Here is a 19,480-nt window from a genome sequence, read left to right on the forward strand (position 1 = left end):
CGGCGGTGATCTCTCGGGTCTCAGGTGCTGCGGTCCAGCCGCAGCACCGGCCAGCGGCGGGCCTGGGCCTCGGCCAGCAGGCGGTCGTCGGGGTCGACGACCGTGGGGTGGCCGACGGCCCGCAGCAGCGGCAGATCGTTGGCGGAATCGCTGTAGAAATGGGCGCTGTCCAGGGCCTGGGCGCGGGCGGCGGCAGCCAGCCCCTGCGCGGCCAGCCAGTCGTGCAGGCGCTGCACCTTGCCCTCGCGCATGTTCAGCATGCCGGTGGTGCGGCCGGTGTAGGTGCCTTCGTGTCCCGCCGGGCCATCGGCCAGCGCCGCTTCGGTGGCGATCAGGTGCGGGATGTCCAGCGCAGCGGCCGTCAGTTCGGTGATCACCCGGTTGGTGGCGGTGCTCAGCACCAGGGTGTGGCCGGCCTCGCGGTGGCGGGCCACCAGCGCACGCGATGCCGCCGGGATGCGCGGCAGTACCACCTGCTGCAGGAAGCGCAACCGCCACGGCGCCCAGAAGGCGGGCGTGCGGCCACCCAGGGTGCCGACATAGAACTGCGAGAAGTCCAGCGGCGACACCGTGCCGCTGCGGTAGTCGGCATCCATGCGGGCATTGAGCGCCAGCCGGTCCGACGGCAGCAGGCCGTTGGCCACCAGGAACTCGCACCACAGCACATCGCTGTCGCCGGTCAGCAGCGTGTTGTCGAGGTCGAAGATGGCGAGCGAGGCGGTCATGGCGCCGCCCCGGTGGTGCCGAGCAATGCCGTGGCGCTGTCGTCCTTCAGGCCCACGCCGGTGAGGCGGCGGCGCAGGGCCTCGGTGGCCAGCCAGGCCAGGCGCTGCGCGGCCACCGCGGGCGGAAGGCCGGCGGGCCGGATGTTGCTGACGCAGTTGCGCTGGGCATCGTGGCAGCCCACCCGCGGCGCGTGGGTGAGGTAGGCGCCCAGGCTGTCGGGCGAGCTGAGGCCCGGCCGCTCGCCCAGCAGCACCAGCACCAGCCGGGCCTGCAGCAGCGCGCCGATCTCGTCGCCCAGCGCCACGCGGGCCTGGGTGGCGATGACCGGCGGCGCCAGCGAGAGCCGGCCGTCCAGCGCGGTGCGCAGGGCCTGCAGCAGCGGCAGCGCATGGCGCTGCAGCGCCACCGCCGACAGGCCGTCGCCCAGCACGATGGCGAGATCGACCGGACCGCTGGCCGCGGCCTGCAGTGCATCGGCGCTGTCGGGTGCGAGGCGGCGGCCGAAGTCGGGCCGGCGCAGGTAGACATCCCGGTTGGCCGCGCGGCTGTGCACCACCGTGGCAGTCCAGCCGTCGGCCAACAGGTCGGCCTGCAGCGCCGGCAGGTCCAGCGCCACATGCACCGCATCCCGCGCCTGGGCATGGGCGGCAGCGAAGCGCAGCACCTCGTGCGTGGGCAGGGCGGCGCCGGTGCGGCCCAGGGCGATGCGGGCTGGCGTGTGGCGGCGGAGCTCGGCCCAGGGGTCGGCCGCCGGCTGCGGCGTGGTGGGCAGCGCGCTCATGCCCGGCCTGCTTCCAGCAGCGGGCTGAAACCCTGGGCCAGCGCGGGCCGGCTGGCGGCGGGCAGCAGCCTGCCCTGCGCATCGGTCAGGCCCCGGCGCTGCAGCCAGGCCTCGAACTCGGGCGCCCGCTGCAGGCCCAGCAGCTGCCGCACGAACAGCGCATCATGGAACGAGGTGCTCTGGTAGTTCAGCATCACGTCGTCGGCCCCCGGCACGCCCATCATGAAGTTCAGCCCCGCGGTGGCCAGCAGCACCAGCAGGTTGTCCATGTCGTCGCTGTCGGCCTCGGCATGGTTGGTGTAGCAGATGTCGCAGCCCATCGGCAGGCCCAGCAGCTTGCCGCAGAAGTGGTCTTCCAGGCCGGCGCGGATGATCTGCTTGCCGTCGTACAGGTACTCGGGCCCGATGAAGCCGACCACGGTGTTGACCAGCAGCGGCCGGTAGCGCCGGGCCACCGCATAGGCGCGGGCCTCCAGCGTCTGCTGGTCGACGCCGTGGTGGGCATTGGCCGACAGCGCGCTGCCCTGGCCGGTCTCGAAATACATCACGTTGTCACCCAGCGGGCCGCGGCGCAGCGCCAGCGCGGCGGCATGGGCCTCGTCCAGCAGCGCCAGGTTCAGGCCGAAGCTGGTGTTGGTGGCCTCGGTGCCGCCGATGCTCTGGAACACCAGGTCGACCGGCGCGCCCTGGTCCATCGCCTGCAAGGTGTTGGTGACATGGGTCAGCACGCAGCTCTGGGTGGGCACCTGGTGGGTGTGGATCAGGCCGTCCAGCAGGCGCAGCAGGTCGACCAGGGCCGGCACGCTGTCGGCGGCGGGGTTGATGCCGATGACCGCATCACCGGCGCCGTACATCAGGCCATCGAGGATGCTGGCGGCGATGCCGGCCGGGCTGTCGGCCGGGTGGTTGGGTTGCAGCCGCACTGCCAGGTGGCCGGGCAGGCCGATGGTGTTGCGGAACCGTGTGACCACGTTGACCTTGCGCGCCACCGCGATCAGGTCCTGGTTGCGCATCAGCTTGCTCACCGCGGCCACCATCTCGGGCGTGAGGCCCGGCGCCAGCGCGGCCAGCACCGGTGTGCTGGCGGCGTCGCTCAGCAACCAATCCCGGAAGCCGCCGACGGTGAGGTGGGCCACCGGCGCGAAGGCCGTGGCGCTGTGGCTGTCGATGACCAGGCGGGTGACCTCGTCGGCCTCGTAGGGCACCACCGCCTCCTGCAGGAACGTGGCCAGCGGCAGATCGGCCAGGGCCAGGCGGGCGGCCACGCGCTGGGCGGCACTGTCGGCGGCCACGCCGGCCAGCTCATCGCCCGAGCGCGCAGGCGTGGCCTTGGCCAGCAGCATGGCCAGGCTGTCGAAGTGGAAGGTCTCGCTGCCGAGACGGGCGCGGTAGGACATGGACTGCAGTGTGCCGCGTGATCAGGCAGGTGTCAGGCCGGCGCGGTGGGAATGCCCATCTCGCGCAGCGCCTCGCCCACGGCGTTGACGGCCTGCTGCATCTCCAGGCTGCCGATGGCGCCGATGCAGCCCACGCGGAAGGTGTCCACCGTGGTCAGCTTGCCCGGGTAGAGCATGAAGCCGCGCCGCTTGGCCGCCTGGTAGAAGCGCTGGAAGTCATAGGCCGGATGCGCCGGCGCATGGAAGGTGACGATGATCGGTGCCTGGTGTTCGGCCTTCAGGAAGGGCTGGAGCCCCAGTTGGCCCATGCCCTCGATCAGCGTGGCGCAGTTGGCGGTGTAGCGCGCCAGCCGTGCGGGCTGGCCGCCTTCCTCGACGAACTGGGTGATGGCCTCGGCCAGCGCCACCACCACATGGGTGGGCGGGGTGAAGCGCCACTGGCCGGTCTTGGCCATGTACTGGTGCTGGTCGTGCAGGTCCATCGCCAGGCTCTGGCTGTTGCCGGCGCAGCCGTCCAGCACCGCCTGGCGGATGAACACGAAGCCCATGCCGGGCACGCCCTCCAGGCACTTGCCGCTGGCGGCGATCAGCGCGTCGAAGCGCACCGTGCGGGCATCGATCGGCAGCGCGGCAAAGCTGCTCATCGCGTCGACGATCAGGCCCTTGCCATGGCGTTCACACACCGCCGCCACGTCGGCCAGCGGGTTCTCGACACCGGCGCCGGTCTCGCAGTGGATCAGCACCACATGGGTGATGCTGGCATCGGTGCGCAGTTGGTCGTCGAGCACCGCGGGCGACACCGGCGCATCCTCGGCGAAGGCCACGGTGCTGACGCGCCGGCCCATCATCTGGGTGAGCTTGCCGGCGCGCTTGCAGTAGGCGCCGTTGTCCAGCACCAGCACATGGCCGTCGCGCGGCACCACGGTGGCGACCGCCGCCTCCACGCTGAAGGTGCCGCTGCCCTGCAGGGGCACGACCACATGCGTGCCGTGGCCATGCACGATGTCCAGCAGGCGGCTGCGCACGCCGGCCGTCACTGCATTGAAGTCGGCGTCCCATGAACCCCAGTCGTGCAGCATTGCCAGCTTGGTGCGCAGCGTGGTGGTCAGCGGGCCCGGGGTGAGCAGGATGCGGTCGCGGTCCATGGTGCAGGTCTCCTTGTCTTGTTCAGGCACGCCATGCCTGGTTTCTTCGATCGACGGCCCAGGCCAGCGCGCTGAACGCCAGCATCGCCAGGCTGCTGGCCACGGTGATCAGCACCGCGCAGGCCGCGGCAGCGCCCATCTCGCCGGCCTCGTCCAGGTTCAGGATGGCGATGGCCGCCACCTTGGTCTCGGGCGAGTAGAGGAACACCACCGCCGAGATGGTGGTCATCGCATTGATGAAGAAGTAGCGGGCGATGTCGATCAGCGCCGGCGTGCAGATCGGCAGCGTCACCCGCCGCAGCGTCACCCAGAACGGCACCTTCAGGCTGGCGGACACGGCCTCGAACTCGGCGTCCAGCGCCTTCAGCGCCGTCACCGCCGTCAGGTGGCCGGTGGTGTAGAAGTGGGCGATGGTGCAGATGGTGAGCAGCGCCATCGTGTGGTACAGCCCGCCCAGCGGGTTGCCCGGCGCGTTGAAGAAGAAGATGCAGCCCAGGCCCAGCACCAGGCCGGGCACGGCCATCGGCAGCATGGCCAGCAGGCGCACGGCGCTGCGCAGGCCGCCGGCGCCTTGCGTCTTCTCCAGCAGGTAGGCGCCGGCAAACACCAGCGCGGTGCCGAACACGGCGGTACCGGCGGCCATGGTCAGGCTGTTGACGAAGGCCGTGCCCACCTCGGCATCCACCAGCCCCAGGGTGTAGTGGTTCAGCGTGGGCGCCAGGTTGTAGGGCCAGAAGCTGGCGAACGAGGCGAACACCGCCATGCCCATCATCGCCAGCACCAGCGCGGCGATGAGTGCGCAGTAGACGGTGGCCAGGCCGTCGCGCCAGGCCTTCGGGCGTGGTCGGTAGGGCACGGCGCGGGCGGTGAGCAGCGCAGTCTGACGCCCGGCCACCCAGCGGTCGACCGCAAAGGTGAACACCGCTGGCGCCAGCAGCAGCAGCGCCACCACCGCGCCCTTCTGAAAATCCTGCTGCCCGATCACCAGCTTGAACACATCGGTGGCCAGCACATTGAAGTTGCCGCCGATCACCTTGGGGATGCCGAAGTCGGTGATCACCAGGGTGAAGCTGACCAGCGCCGCCGAGATCAGCCCGTACTTGGCGCCCGGCAGGGTGATGGTGAAGAAGCGCCGCCAGGGCCGGGTGCCCATGGCGGCGGCGGCCTCGTAGAGCCGGCCGTCGGCCGCGCCCAGCGCGGTGATCAGGATCATCAGCGCATGCGGAAACACCGCGAAGCACTCGGCCACCACGATGCCCGGCGCGCCGTAGATCTGGTCGATGCCCAGGCGCTGCATCGTCCCCTTGAGCACGCCCTGGTTGCCGAACCAGTAGATCAGCGAGATGGCCGACAGCAGGCTGGGCGCCAGCAGCGGCAGCAGGGTGATGCCGCGGAACAGCGGCTTGAAGCGCATGCGGCTGCGCTGCAGCGCATAGGCGAAACCGAAGGCCAGCGGGATGACGATGACCGTGACCAGGGCCGACACCCACAGGCTGTTGGTCAGCGAATCCAGCAGCGACGGCGTGCGGGCATAGGCGATGAAGTTGGCCAGGCCGACGAAGCGGCCGCTGGCGTCTTCCAGTGCCTGCTTCAGGATGGCCAGCAGCGGCGCGGCCAGGAAGGCGAGCAGCAGCACCAGAACCAGGGCCAGCCCGGCATGCGCCACGCGCAACCTGGGATCGACCTGCTGGCGGCATGTCGGCCCCTCGGCTGCCGGGTACGGCAGCCGATCCCCCGAGGGGATGGCGGGCCGGCTTGGGAGCGGCCCGGCGCTCGGCCCGCCCGCTGCGTCGGGCGCGGTGCTGTTCAAGCAAACACCCGCAGCCGCTCGGGCAGCAGCTTCAGCGGCAGGGTGGAGCCCACCGCCAGCGCCTGCTCCGACAGGAAGTTCAGCGACAGCACCACCTGCAGTGGATGGCTGCCCAGCGCATCGGCCTGCACCGTCACCAGGCAGTAGGCGCCGAGGAATTCGATGGCCTGGATCTGTGCGCTGAACACATGCGGCTCGCCGGGCGTGATGGGCCGGGCCAGCACATCCTCGGGCCGCAGGTAGACGGTGACTTCGCGGCCCGCGGTGCCGGCCAGCATGCCGGGCACGGTGTGCCGGCCGATCTGCAGCGCACCGCCATCGCCCACCCGCGCCGGCAACGCATTGATCCGGCCGACGAAATCGGCCACGAAGGCGCTGGCCGGCTCGCGGTAGACCTGCAGCGGCGTGCCCACCTGCTCGATCACGCCGTGGTTCATCACCACGATGCGGTCGGCCACGCTCAGCGCCTCCTCTTGGTCGTGGGTGACCATGATGGTGGTCACGCCGAGCTGGCGCTGCAGGCGCTTGATCTCCTGGCGCAGCTGCACCCGCACGATGGCGTCCAGTGCCGACAGCGGCTCGTCCAGCAGCAGCAGCCCCGGTGACGTGGCCAGCGCCCGCGCCAGCGCAATGCGCTGCTGCTGCCCGCCTGAGAGCTGGGCCGGGTACTTGCCCTCGCTGCCCGGCAGGCCCACCAGGGCCACCAACTCGCTGACCCGGGCGCGGATCTGGGCCTTGGGTGCCTTGCGGTTGACCAGGCCGTAGGCCACGTTGTCGGCCACGCTGAGGTTGGGGAACAGCGCGTAGGACTGGAACACGATGCCGTAGTCGCGCTGGGCCGGCGGCAGGGTGGACACATCGCGCCCGCCCTGGCGGATGCGGCCCGCCGTCTGCCCTTCCAGCCCCGCGATGATGCGCAGCAGCGTGGTCTTGCCGCAGCCCGACGGCCCCAGGAAGCAGATGAACTCGCCCTGGGGGATCTGCAGATCGATGCCCTTCAGCGCCTGGAAACTGCCGAACGCCTTGGTGATGCCGTCGAGCTGCAGATAGGGAGCGTCCATGTCAGGCGCGGCAGCTCACTTCTTGGGTTCGCTCTTCGCGTTGTAGCGCTTGGTCCACTCGGCCAGCACCCGCTCGCGGTTCTCGGCGGCCACGTAGAAGTCCATCTTCACCAGGCGCGATTCATAGTCCTTGGGCACGTTGGCCAGCGGCGCGGCCACGCCGGGCTGGGCGGTGATGGCGAAGTTCTTGCCGTACAGCAGCATCGCGTCCTTGCTGCTGGCCCAGTCGGCCAGCTTCCTCGCGGCGTCGAGCTTCTTGGTGCCCTTGTGGATGGCGAAGGCCTCCAGGTCCCAGCCCAGGCCTTCCTTCGGGAACACCAGATCGATCGGCGCGCCCTTGGCCTTGTTGGCATTGGCGCGGTACTCGAAGCTGATGCCCACCACGTACTCGCCGGCGGCCGCCATGTTGCAGGGCTTGCTGCCGCTGTGGGTGTACTGGCCGATGTTCTCGTGCAGCCCGTCCATGTACTTCCAGCCACCGCCCTTGCCGTTGTCGTCGCCAAACAGCGTCAGCCAGGCGGTCACGTCGAAGTAGCCGGTGCCCGAGCTGGCCGGGTTGGGCATCACGATCTGGCCCTTGTAGGCGGGCTTGAGCAGGTCCTTCCAGGTCTCTGGCTTGGGGATGTTCTTCTTGGCCGCTTCCACCGTGTTGAAGCAGATGGTGGCGCCCCACACGTCCATGCCGAACCAGGCCGGCGGGTTCTTCTTGTCGCGGTACTGCGACATGATGGCGTCCAGGTTGATCGGCTTGTAGGGCTCGAGCATGCTGTTCTTGTCCAGCAGCGCCAGGCTGCTGGCGGCCACGCCCATCACCGCATCGGCCTGCGGGTTGGCCTTCTCGGCCAGCAGCTTGGCGGTGATGACGCCGGTGCTGTCGCGCACCCACTTGATGTCGATGTCGGGGTGGACCTTGTTGAAGCCTTCCTGGTAGGCCTTGAGCTGGTCGGTCTCCAGCGCGGTGTAGACCAGCAGCTGGGTCTTCTGCGCCAGGGCAGGGGCGGCCAGGACGGCCAGCAGGGCAGCACTGGCAAGGGCGAGGCGACGCGGCAGGGGCATGGATGGTTCTCCAGTGGTCAGGGGGAAGGACACAAACCGCTGAGCTTGTGCCGGCCAGCGTGACACCACGATGACCACGCCGCCCGCGCTGATTCATCTTGACTCGGTCGGTGATGTGGTGTCAATGTCTTTCGTAGATTGTTGACAATCTGCAGTCTGGCGCGTCCAATGTGGGGCATGAAAACCCTGGCTCCCGTGGCTGCCGTGCAATCGACATCTGCAGCGCGCACCCGGGTGGATGCGAAAGCCGTGCCAGCCGCGGCCGAGCCACCGGCTGCGGCCAGCGGCACCATCGCGCTGCTGCAGTCGCACTCGCTCACCTCGGCAGTGCAGGCCGAGATCGAGCGCCTCATCCTGGCCGGCGATCTGCCACCCGGCGCCAAACTCACCGAGGCCATGCTGGCCGAGCGGCTGGGCGTTTCCCGCGGGCCGATCCGCGAGGCCTTCCGCATCCTGGAAGAGGCCGGCCTGGTGCGGCTGGAGAAGAACCGCGGTGTCTTCGTGCGCAGCATCCCGCTCGATGAGGCGATGGAGATCTACGACCTGCGTGCCATGGTCGATGAATCGGCCGGCCGTGCACTGGCCGAGCGCATCACGCCCGACCAGCTGAAGCAGTTGCGCACCATGGTCGAGCAGATGGAGCGGCTGGTGAAGGGCGGCCACAACACCAGCGCCAGCGACGACTACCATGCACTGAACCTGGCCTTCCATGACTGCATCATTGACTTCGTCGGCAACCGCAAGCTGATCGACCTGTACCGCCGGCTGGTGAAGGAACTGTCGCTGTTCCGCCGCGCCAACCTGGCCGATGGCCAGCAGATCCCCGTGTCGGTGCAGGAGCACCGCGCCATCCTCAAGGCCATTGCCGCCGGTGATGCCGACGGTGCCGCCCGCGCGCTGCGCGCCCATGTGCTGGAAAGCAAGGAGCGCACGTTGAAGAACCACACCCCGCCGGCGGCCGACATGCCAGCCGCGCCGGCCACCGCCCCCCGAAAGGCCCGCCATGCTTGACGTCAACGGACGCACCTACCAACTGCCCAAGGCCCCCACCGTGGTGGTGTGCGTCGACGGCTGCGAGCCGGAGTACATCGCCCAAGGGGTGGCTGCCGGCAGCATGCCGTGGATGGCCCGCACGTTGGAGCGCGGCACCGCCCTGGTGGCCGACTGCGTGGTGCCCAGCTTCACCAACCCCAACAACCTGAGCATCGTCACCGGCGCGCCGCCCAGCGTGCACGGCATCTGCGGCAACTACCTCTACGACACCGCCTCGGGCACCGAGGTGATGATGAACGACCCGAAGTGGCTGCGCGCGCCCACCATCCTGGCGGCGCTGTCCGATGCCGGCAAGCGCTGCGCCGTGGTCACCGCCAAGGACAAGCTGCGCCGGCTGCTGGGACACGGCATGCGGGGCATCTGCTTCTCGTCGGAGAAGGCCGATGCGGTGACCGCCGCCGACAACGGCATCACCGACGTGCTGGCCATGGTGGGCATGCCGGTGCCCAGTGTCTACAGCGCCGAGTTGTCGGAGTTTGTCTTCGCGGCCGGCGTGAAGCTGATGCAGACCCGCCGGCCCGATGTGATGTACCTGAGCACCACCGACTACATCCAGCACAAGCACGCCCCCGGCACGCCCGGCGCCAATGCCTTCTACGCGATGATGGACCGCTACCTGGGCGAGCTGGATGCCATGGGCTGCGTGATCGCGCTGACGGCCGACCACGGCATGAACGCCAAGACCGGCATGGACGCCAAGCCTGACGTCATCTACCTGCAGGACTTGCTGGATGAGTGGACCGGCCCGGCCGCCTGCCGGGTGATCCTGCCGATCACCGACCCGTATGTGGTGCACCACGGCGCGCTGGGCTCGTTTGCCACCGTCTATCTGCCCGCGGGCACCGACGTGGCGGCGCTGCAGACCCGGCTGGCCGCGCGCCGCGGCATCGAGGGCGTGTTCACCCGCGCCGAAGCGGCCGAGTGGTTCGAGCTGCCGGCCGACCGCATCGGCGACCTGGTGGTGATCAGCGAGCGCTTCACCGTCATCGGCACCAGCGCCGCGCGGCATGACTTGAGCGCGCTGGAAGTGCCGCTGCGCAGCCACGGCGGCACCAGCGAGCAACGCGTGCCGTTGATCCTGAACCGCGCCATCCCGGGCATCGACCGCCAGCGCCGCTGGCGCAACTTCGATGCCTTCGAGCTGGCCTTGAACCATGTCTGAGCCCCGCCACGACGGCCTGCGCGTCGCCGGCCAGGTGGTCGGAGCAGGTCGTGCCGCGCACATCGCCGTGAACAACCCGTTCACTGGCGCGCTGGTGGGCACGGTGCCGAAAGCCACGCTGGATGAGGTGCGCCAGGCCTTCGGCATCGCCAGGGGCTACAGGGCGACACTGAGTCGCTTCGAGCGCGCCAACATCCTGAACAAGGCGGCTGCCGCGGTGCGCAGCCGCACCGCCGAGATCGCCGCGCTGATCACCGCCGAGAGCGGCCTGTGCCTGAAGGACAGCAGCTACGAAGCCGGCCGCGTGGCCGATGTGCTGATGTTCGGCGCGCTGGAGGTGCTGAAGGACGACGGCCAGACCTTCAGCTGCGACATCACGCCGCACGGCCGGCAGCGCAAGGTTTACACCCAGCGCGATCCGCTGCTGGGCGTGATCACCGCCATCACGCCGTTCAACCACCCGATGAACCAGGTGGCGCACAAGGTGGTGCCCAGCGTGGCCACCAACAACCGCATGGTGCTCAAGCCGAGCGAGAAGGTGCCGCTGTCGGCCCTGCTGTTTGCCGACATCCTGTACGAAGCCGGCTTGCCGCCCGAGATGCTGAGCGTCATCACAGGCGAACCGCGCGAGATCGCCGATGAACTGCTGACGAATCCGGCGGTCGACCTGATCACCTTCACCGGCGGCGTGGCCATCGGCAAGTACATCGCATCCAAGGCCGGCTACCGCCGCATCGTGCTGGAGCTGGGTGGCAACGACCCGATCATCGTGATGGACGATGCCGACCTCGACGAGGCCAGCACGCTGGCGGTGAGCGGCAGCTACAAGAACAGCGGGCAGCGGTGCACGGCAGTCAAGCGCATGCTGGTCCATGAGAAGGTGGCCGCGGCGTTCACCGAGAGGGTGGTGGCCAAGACGCAGGCCTGGACGTTTGGGGATCCGGCCGACGCCGCCACCGAGATGGGCACGGTGATCGATGCCGCCGCGGCCACGCTGTTCCAGCAGCGGGTGGACGAGGCGATCAGCCAGGGCGCCCGCCTGCTGACGGGCCACACCCGCGACGGCGCGCTCTACGCCCCCACGGTGATCGACCGTGTGCGCCCCGAGATGACCGTGGTGCGCGAGGAAACCTTCGGCCCGGTCTCCCCCATCCTCACCTTCGCCAGCATCGACGAGGCGATCGCAATGGCCAACGGCACGGCCTACGGCCTGTCGTCGTCGGTGTGCACCAACCGCATGAGCGACATCACCCGCTTCGTCAACGAGCTGCACATGGGCACGGTCAACGTGCGCGAGGTGCCCGGCTACCGCCTGGAGCTGACGCCCTTCGGCGGCATCAAGGACAGCGGCCTGGGCTACAAGGAAGGCGTGCAGGAAGCGATGAAGAGCTTCACCAACACCAAGACCTATTCAATGCCTTGGCTGTAGGAGGCCAGTGACCCATCTGCTGAACCTGCTTGCCGCGATTGCCCTGCTGGTGTGGGGCACGCACATCGTGCGCACCGGCATGCTGCGGGTGTTCGGCGAGAACCTGCGCGGTGTGCTGGCCAAGAGCTTCGGCAGCCGGCCGGCGGCGCTGCTGGCGGGCCTGGGGGTCACCAGCCTGGTGCAGAGTGCCACCGCCACCTGCCTGATCGTCGCCAGCTTCGTCGGCAAGGGCCTGGTGCCCACCGCGGCGGCGCTGGCGGTGATGCTGGGCGCCGATGTGGGCACCGCACTGATGGCGGTGGTGTTCTCGTTCGATCTGAGCTGGCTGTCGCCGCTGCTGATCTTCGTCGGCGTGGTGATGTTCATTGCCCGGCAGGCCAGCGGCGCCGGCCGTGTGGGCCGGGTGCTGATCGGCCTGGGCCTGATCACACTGGCGCTGCAGCTGATCGTGGCCGCCACCCGGCCGATGACCGAGAGCCCGGCGGTGCGCGCCCTGCTGGCCGCGCTGCCCAACGAGGTGCTGCTGGACATCGTCGTCGGCGCGGTGCTCACCGTGCTGTCGTACTCCAGCCTGGCCATCGTGCTGCTGACGGCCACGCTGGCCTCGCAGGGCCTGCTGCCCACCCAGGCGGCGCTGGGCCTGGTGATCGGCGCCAACCTGGGCAGCGGCCTGCTGGCCATCATCGCCACCAGTGGCGACAGCCCGCAGGTGCGCCGCCTGCCGCTGGGCAACCTGCTGTTCAAGACCATGGGCGCGGTGGTGGCGGTGCCGCTGCTGGGCCAGGTCCATGTGGGGCTGCAGCAGTTCGTGCCCACGGTGGCCGAGCAGGTGGTGGTATTCCACCTGGGCTTCAACCTGTGCCTGGCGGTTCTGTTCATCGGCCTGACGGGTGTGGTGGCCCGGGTGGTCGAGCGCTGGCTGCCCACGCCGGCCCATGGCGCCGGCGGCCACCGCACCAGCCACCTGGATCCGGTGGCCCTGGCCACACCCAGCCTGGCCATCAGCTGCGCCGCGCGCGAAGCGCTGCACCAGGCCGATGTGGTGGAGACCATGCTGCGCGGCGTGCTGCCGGTGCTGCGCGACAACGACCTGGTGCTGGCCGAGCGCCTGCGCCAGATGGACGACACGGTCGACCAGCTCTACAGCGCCATCAAGTTCTACCTGACGCAGATCTCGCGCGAGGCGCTCAGCGAGCGCGAGAGCCGGCGCTGGACCGACATCGTCAGCTTCACCATCAACATGGAGCAGATCGGCGACTGCACCGAGCGGGTGCTGATCGACATCGAGGACAAGAAGATCCGCAAGCAGCGCAGCTTCAGCGAGGCCGGCATGGCCGAGGTGGTGCACCTGCATGAGCGGCTGCTCAGCAACCTGCGCCTGGGCATGAGCGTGTTCCTCGACGGCCATGTGCGCGATGCGCAGAAGCTGCTGGAGGAGAAGGCCCGCTTCCGCGACCTGGAGCATGAGTACGCGGCCAACCACATCGCCCGGCTGCAGGACAACACCGCGCAGAGCATCGAGACCAGCTCGCTGCACCTGGACCTGCTGTCGGAGCTGAAGCGCATCAACAGCCACATCTGCTCCATCGCCTACCCGATCCTGGAGAGCAAGGGCGCGCTGTCGGCCACCCGGCTGCGCGCGTCGCAGCTGGCCGACCTGGACGACATCCAACCCTGAACCATCGCCATGCTGCGCATCGACGACATCGAAGCCCTGTTCCTGAACCGGGGCCATGAACAGTACAGCGGCGAGCCCGTCACCCAGCGGCAGCATGCGCTGCAGTCGGCCACGCTGGCCGAGGCCGACGGCGCCGACGACGAACTGGTGACCGCCGCGCTGCTGCACGACCTGGGCCACCTGGTGCAGGACCTGGGTGAAACGCCGACGCTGCGCGGCGTCGACGACCTGCACCAGTTCATCGCCCTCCCGTTCCTGCGTGGTCTGTTCAGCGACCGGGTGCTGGGCGCCGTGCAGGGCCATGTGGATGCCAAGCGCTGGTTGTGTGCCAAGCGGCCAGGCTACCTGGAAACCCTGTCGGCCGATTCCCAGCGCAGCCTGGTGCTGCAGGGCGGGGTGTTCGATGCGGCGCAGGCGGCGGCCTTCATCGCGAAGCCCGGTGCCGACGAGGCGGTGCGCCTGCGCCTGTGGGACGACCAGGCCAAGAGTGCGACCATGGTGACGCCGCCGCTGGCGCACTTCATCCAGCGCGCGCGGCGCTGCGCGCTGGCTTGACCACCGATCTGGCGCTGACCTGGCCGGTGGTGCTGGCCGTGTTGTGCGGCGCGGCGCTGCACGCCGGCTGGAACGCCCTGGTCAAGAGCAGCGGCGACAAGCCACTGGACACCGCCCTGGTGCACCTGATGGGCGCGCTGGTGGCGGTGCCGTTGCTGCTGATCGTCGGCCTGCCCGGGCCGGCCGGGCTGCCTTACATCGCTGCATCGCTGGTCATCCACATCGGCTACTACATCGCGCTGGCCGGCGCCTACCAGCATGGCGACCTGGGGTTGACCTACCCGATCATGCGCGGCTTCGCGCCGCTGCTGGTGGCCCTGGGCAGCGGCAGCCTGCTGGGTGAGTCGCCCAGCCCGGCGGCCTGGGCCGGCGTCATCGGCATCACCACCGGCGTGGCCCTGGTCGGGCTGGCCAAGCCAGGCGAAGCACTGCACCACCGCAAGGCGCTGATGTTCGCGTTTGCCAATGCCGGCATCATCGCCGTCTACACCGTGGTCGATGGCCTGGGGGTGCGCGCCGAGGTGGCGGCCGGCGGCAGCGCGCTGCGCTATGTGATGCTGCTGTTTGTGCTGGACGGCATCGCCTACCCGCTGCTGGTGTGGCTGCGGCGCGGGCCGGAAGGCCGTGCCCACATCCTGGCCTATGCCCGCCAGCGCTGGCCGCTGGCGGCGGTGGGCGGCAGCGCCAGCATCGGCAGTTATGCCATCGCACTGTGGGCCATGACCCGTGCCCCGGTGGCCAGCGTGGCCGCGTTGCGCGAGACCTCCGTGCTGTTTGCCGCGGTGCTGGGCACGGTGCTGCTGAAAGAGGCCTTCGGCCTGCAGCGTGCCATCGGCACCGCGGTGATCGTGGCTGGTGTGATGGCCTTGCGCCTCGGATGACGGAGACCTGGCGATGCCCTTGCCCCCCCATGTGCAAACCCTGATCGTCGGCGGTGGCATTGCCGGCTGTTCCACCGCTTACCACCTCACCCAGCTGGGCCGCCGCGACGTGTTGCTGCTGGAGCAGGGCCGGCTGACCAGCGGCACCACCTGGCATGCCGCCGGCCTGGTCGGCCAGATGCGGCCCAACCGCAGCATGACCGGCATGAGCCGCTACGGCATCGACTTGTACAGCCGGCTGGAGGCCGAAACCGGCCTCGCCACCGGCTGGAAGCAGTGCGGCAGCCTCAACGTGGCTCACACGCCCGAGCGCATGCAGCTGCTGCACAAGCAGGCGGCGCTGGCGCGCAGCTTCGGCGTGGAGGTGCATGTGATCAGCCCGGCCGAGGCGGGCGACAGGTGGCCGCTGATGCGCACCGACGACCTGCAGGGCGCGCTGTGGATCCCGGGTGACGGCAAGGCCAACCCGACCGACCTGACGATGTCGCTGGCCAAGGGCGCCCGCAACCGGGGCGCGAAGCTGGTGGAAGGCGTGCAGGTCACCGGCGTGCTGGTCGAGGACGGCCCGTCCGGTCCGCGGGTGGCCGGCGTGCACACGCTGCAGGACGGCGTTCCCGGCGTGGTGCGCTGCGAGACGCTGATCAACTGCGCCGGCCAGTGGGCGCGGCAGTTCGGCGCGCTGGCCGGCGTCAACGTGCCGCTGTACTCGGCCGAGCACTTCTACCTCGTCACCGACCGCATCCCCGGCGTGCACCCGATGCTGCCGGTGATGCGCGATCCCGACGGCCTGATCTACTACAAGGAAGAGGTCGGCGGCCTGGTGATGGGCGGCTTCGAGCTGGCGGCCAAGCCCTGGTCGATCGATCCGATTCCCGCCGACTTCCAGTTCCAGCTGCTCGGCGAAGACTGGGACCAGTTCGAGCCGCTGATGACCAACGCCATCCACCGCACGCCTTGCCTGGAGACCGCGCCGATCAAGATGCTGCTCAACGGGCCGGAGAGCTTCACGCCCGACGGCAACTTCATCCTCGGCGAGGCGCCGGGGCTGCGTGGCTACTTCGTCTGCGCCGGCTTCAACTCGGCCGGCATCGCCAACAGCGGCGGCGCCGGCCAACTGATCGCCGAGTGGGTGGTCGGCGGCGAAGCACCGCAGGATCTGTGGGAAGTCGACATCCGCCGCTTCGGCGCCTTCACCGGCAACCGCCGCGCGCTGGCCCAGCGCACCGCCGAGACCCTGGGCCTGCACTACGCCATGCGCTGGCCGCGGCAGGAACTGCAGAGCGCCCGCCCGCTGCGCACCAGCCCGCTGCATGACCGCCTGGCCGCCCGCGGCGCCGAATTCGGCAGCAAGAACGGCTGGGAGCGGGCCAATGTCTTCCGCCCCGCCGGGGCGGACAGCCTGCCGCCGCACACCCTGGGCACCCCCGGCTGGCTGCCCTGGATGCAGGCCGAGCAGCAGGCCACCCGCAGCGCCGTGGCGTTGTACGACCAGACCAGCTTCGGCAAGCTGCTGCTGCAGGGCCGCGATGCGCTGGCGGTGCTGCAGCGGTTGTGCGCCAACCAGATCGACGTGGCCCCGGGCCGGCTGGTCTACACCGCCATGCTGAATGCCCGCGGCGGCTTCGAGAGCGATTGCACCGTGCTGCGCCTGGCGGCCGACCGCTTCCTGCTGATCACCGGCTCGGCCCAGCCGCTGCGCGATGCCGACTGGATCGGCCGCCACCTCGGCGCCGACCAGCATGCGGTGCTGACCGATGTGAGCGCGCTGTGGAGCGTGCTGTCGGTCATGGGCCCGAACGCCCGCGCCCTGCTGGCCCGCCTGAGCCCCGACGACCTGTCGCCCGCCGCGCTGCCGTGGGGCCACAGCCAGGAGATCGACCTGGGCCTCGCCCGGGTGCGCGCCGCCCGCATGGCCTATGTGGGCGGGCCGGGCTACGAGCTGTACGTGCCGGTGGAGATGGCCCGCCATGTCGACATCGCGCTGCAGGCCGCCGGCGCCGACCTGGGCCTGCGCGATGCCGGCTACTGGGCGCTGGATGCCCTGCGCATCGAGGCCGGCCGCCGCGCCTGGGGTGCCGAGATGGGGCCCGATGAGACACCATTCGAGGTCGGGCTGGGCGCCTTCGTCGCGTTCGACAAGGGTTGTGACTTCATCGGCCGCGATGCGCTGCTGGCGGCCCGCGGGCAGCCGCTTCGCAAGAAGCTGGTCACGGTGGTGCTGGACGATCCGCAGGCCTTTGCCTGGGGCGGCGAAGCGCTGACGCTGGCTGGCCAGGCCGTGGGTGAGCTCAGCTCCGCCGGCTGGAGCCCGCGGGCTGGCGCCTGCATCGGCCTGGGCTTCGTGCGCGGTGAGGCGGCGCAGCAGCCGCATGCCGGCACGTCGCTGACGGTGGACCTGTGGGGCCGGCCGGTGGCAGCCCGTGCCTGGGACCGCTGGCCGCCCACCGCCTGAAGGACAGCCTCAGCGGCTGAAGCGCCGCACCACGTTGTCGAGGATGCGCGAGATGTCGTTGTCGCCGCCGTTGACCGGCAGCGCACCGCAGAAGGTGATCGAGCCGACGGCGAACACCTCGCCGCCGCCGGGGCAGTCGAACCAGGTCATGTCGGCGCGGATCAGCGCCTTGTGCGGCTGGCCGGGAATGGTGGTGATGTGGGTCAGCTGCTCCTCGGGCACCAGCACCCAGGGGGCCTCCGGCGGGTGGTTCTCCGAACGGGCCACCACCACCGCGTTGGCCGGTGAGCCCAGCCGGGTGTCGACACGGTCCAGCTCGAAGCCGGCGGCACCGTGGCCGGAGAAGCCTTCGCCGCCCACCGTCTCGGCCGCCACGCCCTCCAGCAGCCAGCTGACCCGCGGGTTGCTGCGCGCCGCCGGATCGATGCGGTAGTGCGAGCCGACGAAGTTGCCCTGGGCGGTGAAGCCCACGCCCACCAGCTTCTGCGGCGGCCGCGCGTTGCGCCGCCACAGGCCGCCGTACTGGCCGTCGAACTGCTGGAAGTACTCGCCCGGCTCGGCCGCCCAGGCGCGGATGCCCCCCTCGCCGCGGCGGATCTCGATCAGGCCGTCGCGCACGGGGTCGAGCGCGATCTTCCAGTAGAAGCCGTTGCCGCCCAGGTAGGCCAGCCGGCCGCCGTTGTCGCGGAAGGCCTGCAGCGCGTCCAGCATCTGCGGCGTGTGGTATTCCGGGTGTGATCCGGTCAGCACCGCCTTGTAGGGCGCCAGCAGGGCCTGGCCCTCGCGGTGCAGCTCGTCGTCGGTGATCAGGTCGACCTCATGGCCCATCTGCGCCAGCCACAGCAGCAGGTGGCTGTCGGCCGGGTAGTGGCGCAGGCCCGAGCCGCGGATCTCGGGGTACGGGTAGGTCACATAGCCGACGCGCAGGTTCAGCATCGGCCGCCGCCAACTGACCAGGGCGATGCCCGAGCCATCGCTGTGGTAGTTGTACGTCGACAGGCCGTAGTCGCGGTGTTCACCCGGGTTGTAGGGGTAGGCGCCCCAGGCCTGGTTCTGGGCCACCAGGTCAGCGCGCCAGGCCGGGTCGATCATCCATTCCGGCCGGGCGTGGTTGCCGTAGATGGTGTAGGTGTAGGTCGACACCAGCACCGCGATCTTCGCCGTCGGCCGGCCCAGCGGCGGCACCACGAAGAACGGGATGTTCTCGGCCGCATCGCCAGCCTGCAGCAACAGGGCGTAGGCGTCGGACTTCAGGCCAGCGGGCAGATGCACCGCATGCGTGGCCGGCCAGCGGCAGTCGTCCAGATCGTCGTCGTGGAAGTGGATGGCACCGTACTCGGCCGGCGCATGGCGGAAGCAGTGCTCCTGGCCGGTCCAGCGGGCGCCGCACACCGCCCGGGTGGGGGTGTTGACCAGGCGGCCGTGGTGGGCGTGCGGGCCGGTGTCGACCACGCGCTGGCTGTGCATCTCCAGCGCAAAGTCCCAGGCGGCGATGCAGGCCGGGTCGTCGGCAGCTGGGCGGCTGACGGTGTCGCCTGTCGGCAGCGCACGCGCCAGCAGCACCGGGGCTTCCAGCCGGCCGTTGAAGCAGTCCACCGGTGCGGTGTCGCTGGCGCTGGCCAGGCTCAGGCAGCGGGTGGGTGACTGCAGCACCGGCGCTGCGGCCAGCGCCAGCTGCACGGCCTGGCTGGTGGCCGGGCCGGCCAGCGGGCGTGCGGACAGGGTCAGCATGCGGGCTGCGCTGTCCACCACCAGTGTGAGATCGGTCCAGGCGTGCAGCGGCAGGGGCTGGTCTGTCTCCAGCGTGGCCGGGCCGGTGCTGGTGCCGACGGTGGCCCGCACCGTCCGGGCCGGCGTCAGTTCCAGCTGCAGGCCGCGGCCCTGGTCGTCCAGGGTCGACAGCAGCACCTGGCGGCGGGGCAGGGCCAGGGTCGGCTGCACCAGCAGGGCCGCGGTGCAATCAGCCGCCGCGCCCAACAGGCCCGCCGGCCCCAGCACCGCGTACGAGCCCAAGGGCACCGGCTGCGGGCCCGGCGTGGCCAGCACCTCGACGGCGATGTCCACCGGTTCGGTCTGCACGCCGCCGATCGCGGGGTTCGGATCCGCACAGCGCACCCGCACCACCCGGGCCGACACCGGCGCGCCGGTGGCGTTGGCGACATGGAAGCGCAACGTCTGACCCGGGCGGGCAGACAGGCGTTCGGCGTATCCGGCGAGGGGCAGCATGCAGGGCTCCGGGTGCGGTGGTGGCGTTGTCGGTCGATCATCGCACCGCCGCCGACCCAGAGCCCCGC

At 70.2% G+C, this 19,480-nt stretch carries 15 protein-coding genes; 7 read left to right on the forward strand and 8 right to left on the reverse strand.

Annotated elements, in window-relative coordinates:
* Positions 1 to 20: 20 nt before the first annotated feature.
* The 7 genes from FFT10_RS07220 to FFT10_RS07250 all read right to left on the reverse strand — a co-directional run bounded on the left by FFT10_RS07220 (position 21) and on the right by FFT10_RS07250 (position 7,976).
* Positions 21 to 725: an HAD family hydrolase gene (locus tag FFT10_RS07220; protein WP_137732130.1), complete on the reverse strand. Its 705-nt coding sequence runs from the start codon at positions 723 to 725 to the stop codon at positions 21 to 23.
* A complete protein-coding gene (eutC, locus tag FFT10_RS07225) occupies positions 722 to 1,507 on the reverse strand; it encodes an ethanolamine ammonia-lyase subunit EutC (protein WP_137732131.1) in 786 nt (261 codons plus the stop codon). The genes FFT10_RS07220 and eutC overlap by 4 nt, the downstream gene beginning before the upstream one ends.
* Entirely contained in the window at positions 1,504 to 2,904 is a 1,401-nt protein-coding gene (locus FFT10_RS07230; RefSeq protein ID WP_137732132.1) for an ethanolamine ammonia-lyase subunit EutB, read from the reverse strand. Before FFT10_RS07230 ends, eutC begins: the two co-directional genes overlap by 4 nt.
* Before the next feature lie 32 nt (positions 2,905 to 2,936).
* Positions 2,937 to 4,049, reverse strand: a complete 1,113-nt coding sequence (locus tag FFT10_RS07235) for a 2-aminoethylphosphonate--pyruvate transaminase (RefSeq protein WP_137732133.1) — start codon at positions 4,047 to 4,049, stop codon at positions 2,937 to 2,939.
* Between the two features lie 22 nt (positions 4,050 to 4,071).
* Positions 4,072 to 5,721, reverse strand: coding sequence for a putative 2-aminoethylphosphonate ABC transporter permease subunit (locus FFT10_RS07240; RefSeq protein ID WP_373282474.1), 1,650 nt, complete (start codon positions 5,719 to 5,721; stop codon positions 4,072 to 4,074).
* Between the two features lie 134 nt (positions 5,722 to 5,855).
* On the reverse strand, positions 5,856 to 6,920 hold the full coding sequence (locus tag FFT10_RS07245; protein WP_137732134.1) for a putative 2-aminoethylphosphonate ABC transporter ATP-binding protein: 1,065 nt from the start codon (positions 6,918 to 6,920) through the stop codon (positions 5,856 to 5,858).
* Positions 6,921 to 6,935: 15 nt separating this feature from the next.
* Positions 6,936 to 7,976 (reverse strand): putative 2-aminoethylphosphonate ABC transporter substrate-binding protein, encoded by a 1,041-nt coding sequence (locus FFT10_RS07250; RefSeq protein ID WP_137732135.1) that lies wholly within the window; start codon positions 7,974 to 7,976, stop codon positions 6,936 to 6,938.
* Positions 7,977 to 8,153: 177 nt separating this feature from the next.
* On the opposite strand from FFT10_RS07250, the gene FFT10_RS07255 reads away from it, so the two are divergent.
* Genes FFT10_RS07255 through FFT10_RS07285 form a run of 7 tightly spaced genes read left to right on the forward strand, consistent with a single transcriptional unit; the run spans position 8,154 to position 17,186 of the window.
* Positions 8,154 to 8,987: a phosphonate utilization associated transcriptional regulator gene (locus FFT10_RS07255; RefSeq protein WP_137732136.1), complete on the forward strand. Its 834-nt coding sequence runs from the start codon at positions 8,154 to 8,156 to the stop codon at positions 8,985 to 8,987.
* Positions 8,980 to 10,191 carry a phosphonoacetate hydrolase gene (phnA, locus tag FFT10_RS07260; protein ID WP_137732137.1) on the forward strand — a complete coding sequence of 404 codons (1,212 nt, stop codon included), beginning with the start codon at positions 8,980 to 8,982 and terminating at the stop codon, positions 10,189 to 10,191. Before FFT10_RS07255 ends, phnA begins: the two co-directional genes overlap by 8 nt.
* Positions 10,184 to 11,620: a phosphonoacetaldehyde dehydrogenase gene (phnY, locus tag FFT10_RS07265; protein ID WP_137732138.1), complete on the forward strand. Its 1,437-nt coding sequence runs from the start codon at positions 10,184 to 10,186 to the stop codon at positions 11,618 to 11,620. The genes phnA and phnY overlap by 8 nt, the downstream gene beginning before the upstream one ends.
* Before the next feature lie 7 nt (positions 11,621 to 11,627).
* On the forward strand, positions 11,628 to 13,298 hold the full coding sequence (locus FFT10_RS07270; protein ID WP_137732139.1) for a Na/Pi cotransporter family protein: 1,671 nt from the start codon (positions 11,628 to 11,630) through the stop codon (positions 13,296 to 13,298).
* A 9-nt stretch (positions 13,299 to 13,307) separates the two neighbouring features.
* Entirely contained in the window at positions 13,308 to 13,853 is a 546-nt protein-coding gene (locus FFT10_RS07275) for a phosphonate degradation HD-domain oxygenase (protein ID WP_137732140.1), read from the forward strand.
* Positions 13,850 to 14,734: an EamA family transporter gene (locus FFT10_RS07280; RefSeq protein WP_137732141.1), complete on the forward strand. Its 885-nt coding sequence runs from the start codon at positions 13,850 to 13,852 to the stop codon at positions 14,732 to 14,734. Before FFT10_RS07275 ends, FFT10_RS07280 begins: the two co-directional genes overlap by 4 nt.
* A 13-nt stretch (positions 14,735 to 14,747) precedes the next feature.
* Positions 14,748 to 17,186, forward strand: coding sequence for a GcvT family protein (locus tag FFT10_RS07285; protein ID WP_137732142.1), 2,439 nt, complete (start codon positions 14,748 to 14,750; stop codon positions 17,184 to 17,186).
* Positions 17,187 to 17,195: 9 nt separating this feature from the next.
* Here FFT10_RS07285 and FFT10_RS07290 read toward each other — a convergent pair whose 3' ends face one another.
* Positions 17,196 to 19,412, reverse strand: a complete 2,217-nt coding sequence (locus FFT10_RS07290; protein ID WP_137732143.1) for a N,N-dimethylformamidase beta subunit family domain-containing protein — start codon at positions 19,410 to 19,412, stop codon at positions 17,196 to 17,198.
* Between the last annotated feature and the right edge of the window lie 68 nt (positions 19,413 to 19,480).

Source organism: Pseudaquabacterium pictum (assembly GCF_005403045.1).
In the GTDB taxonomy this organism is placed as follows: Bacteria; Pseudomonadota; Gammaproteobacteria; order Burkholderiales; family Burkholderiaceae_C; genus Pseudaquabacterium; species Pseudaquabacterium pictum.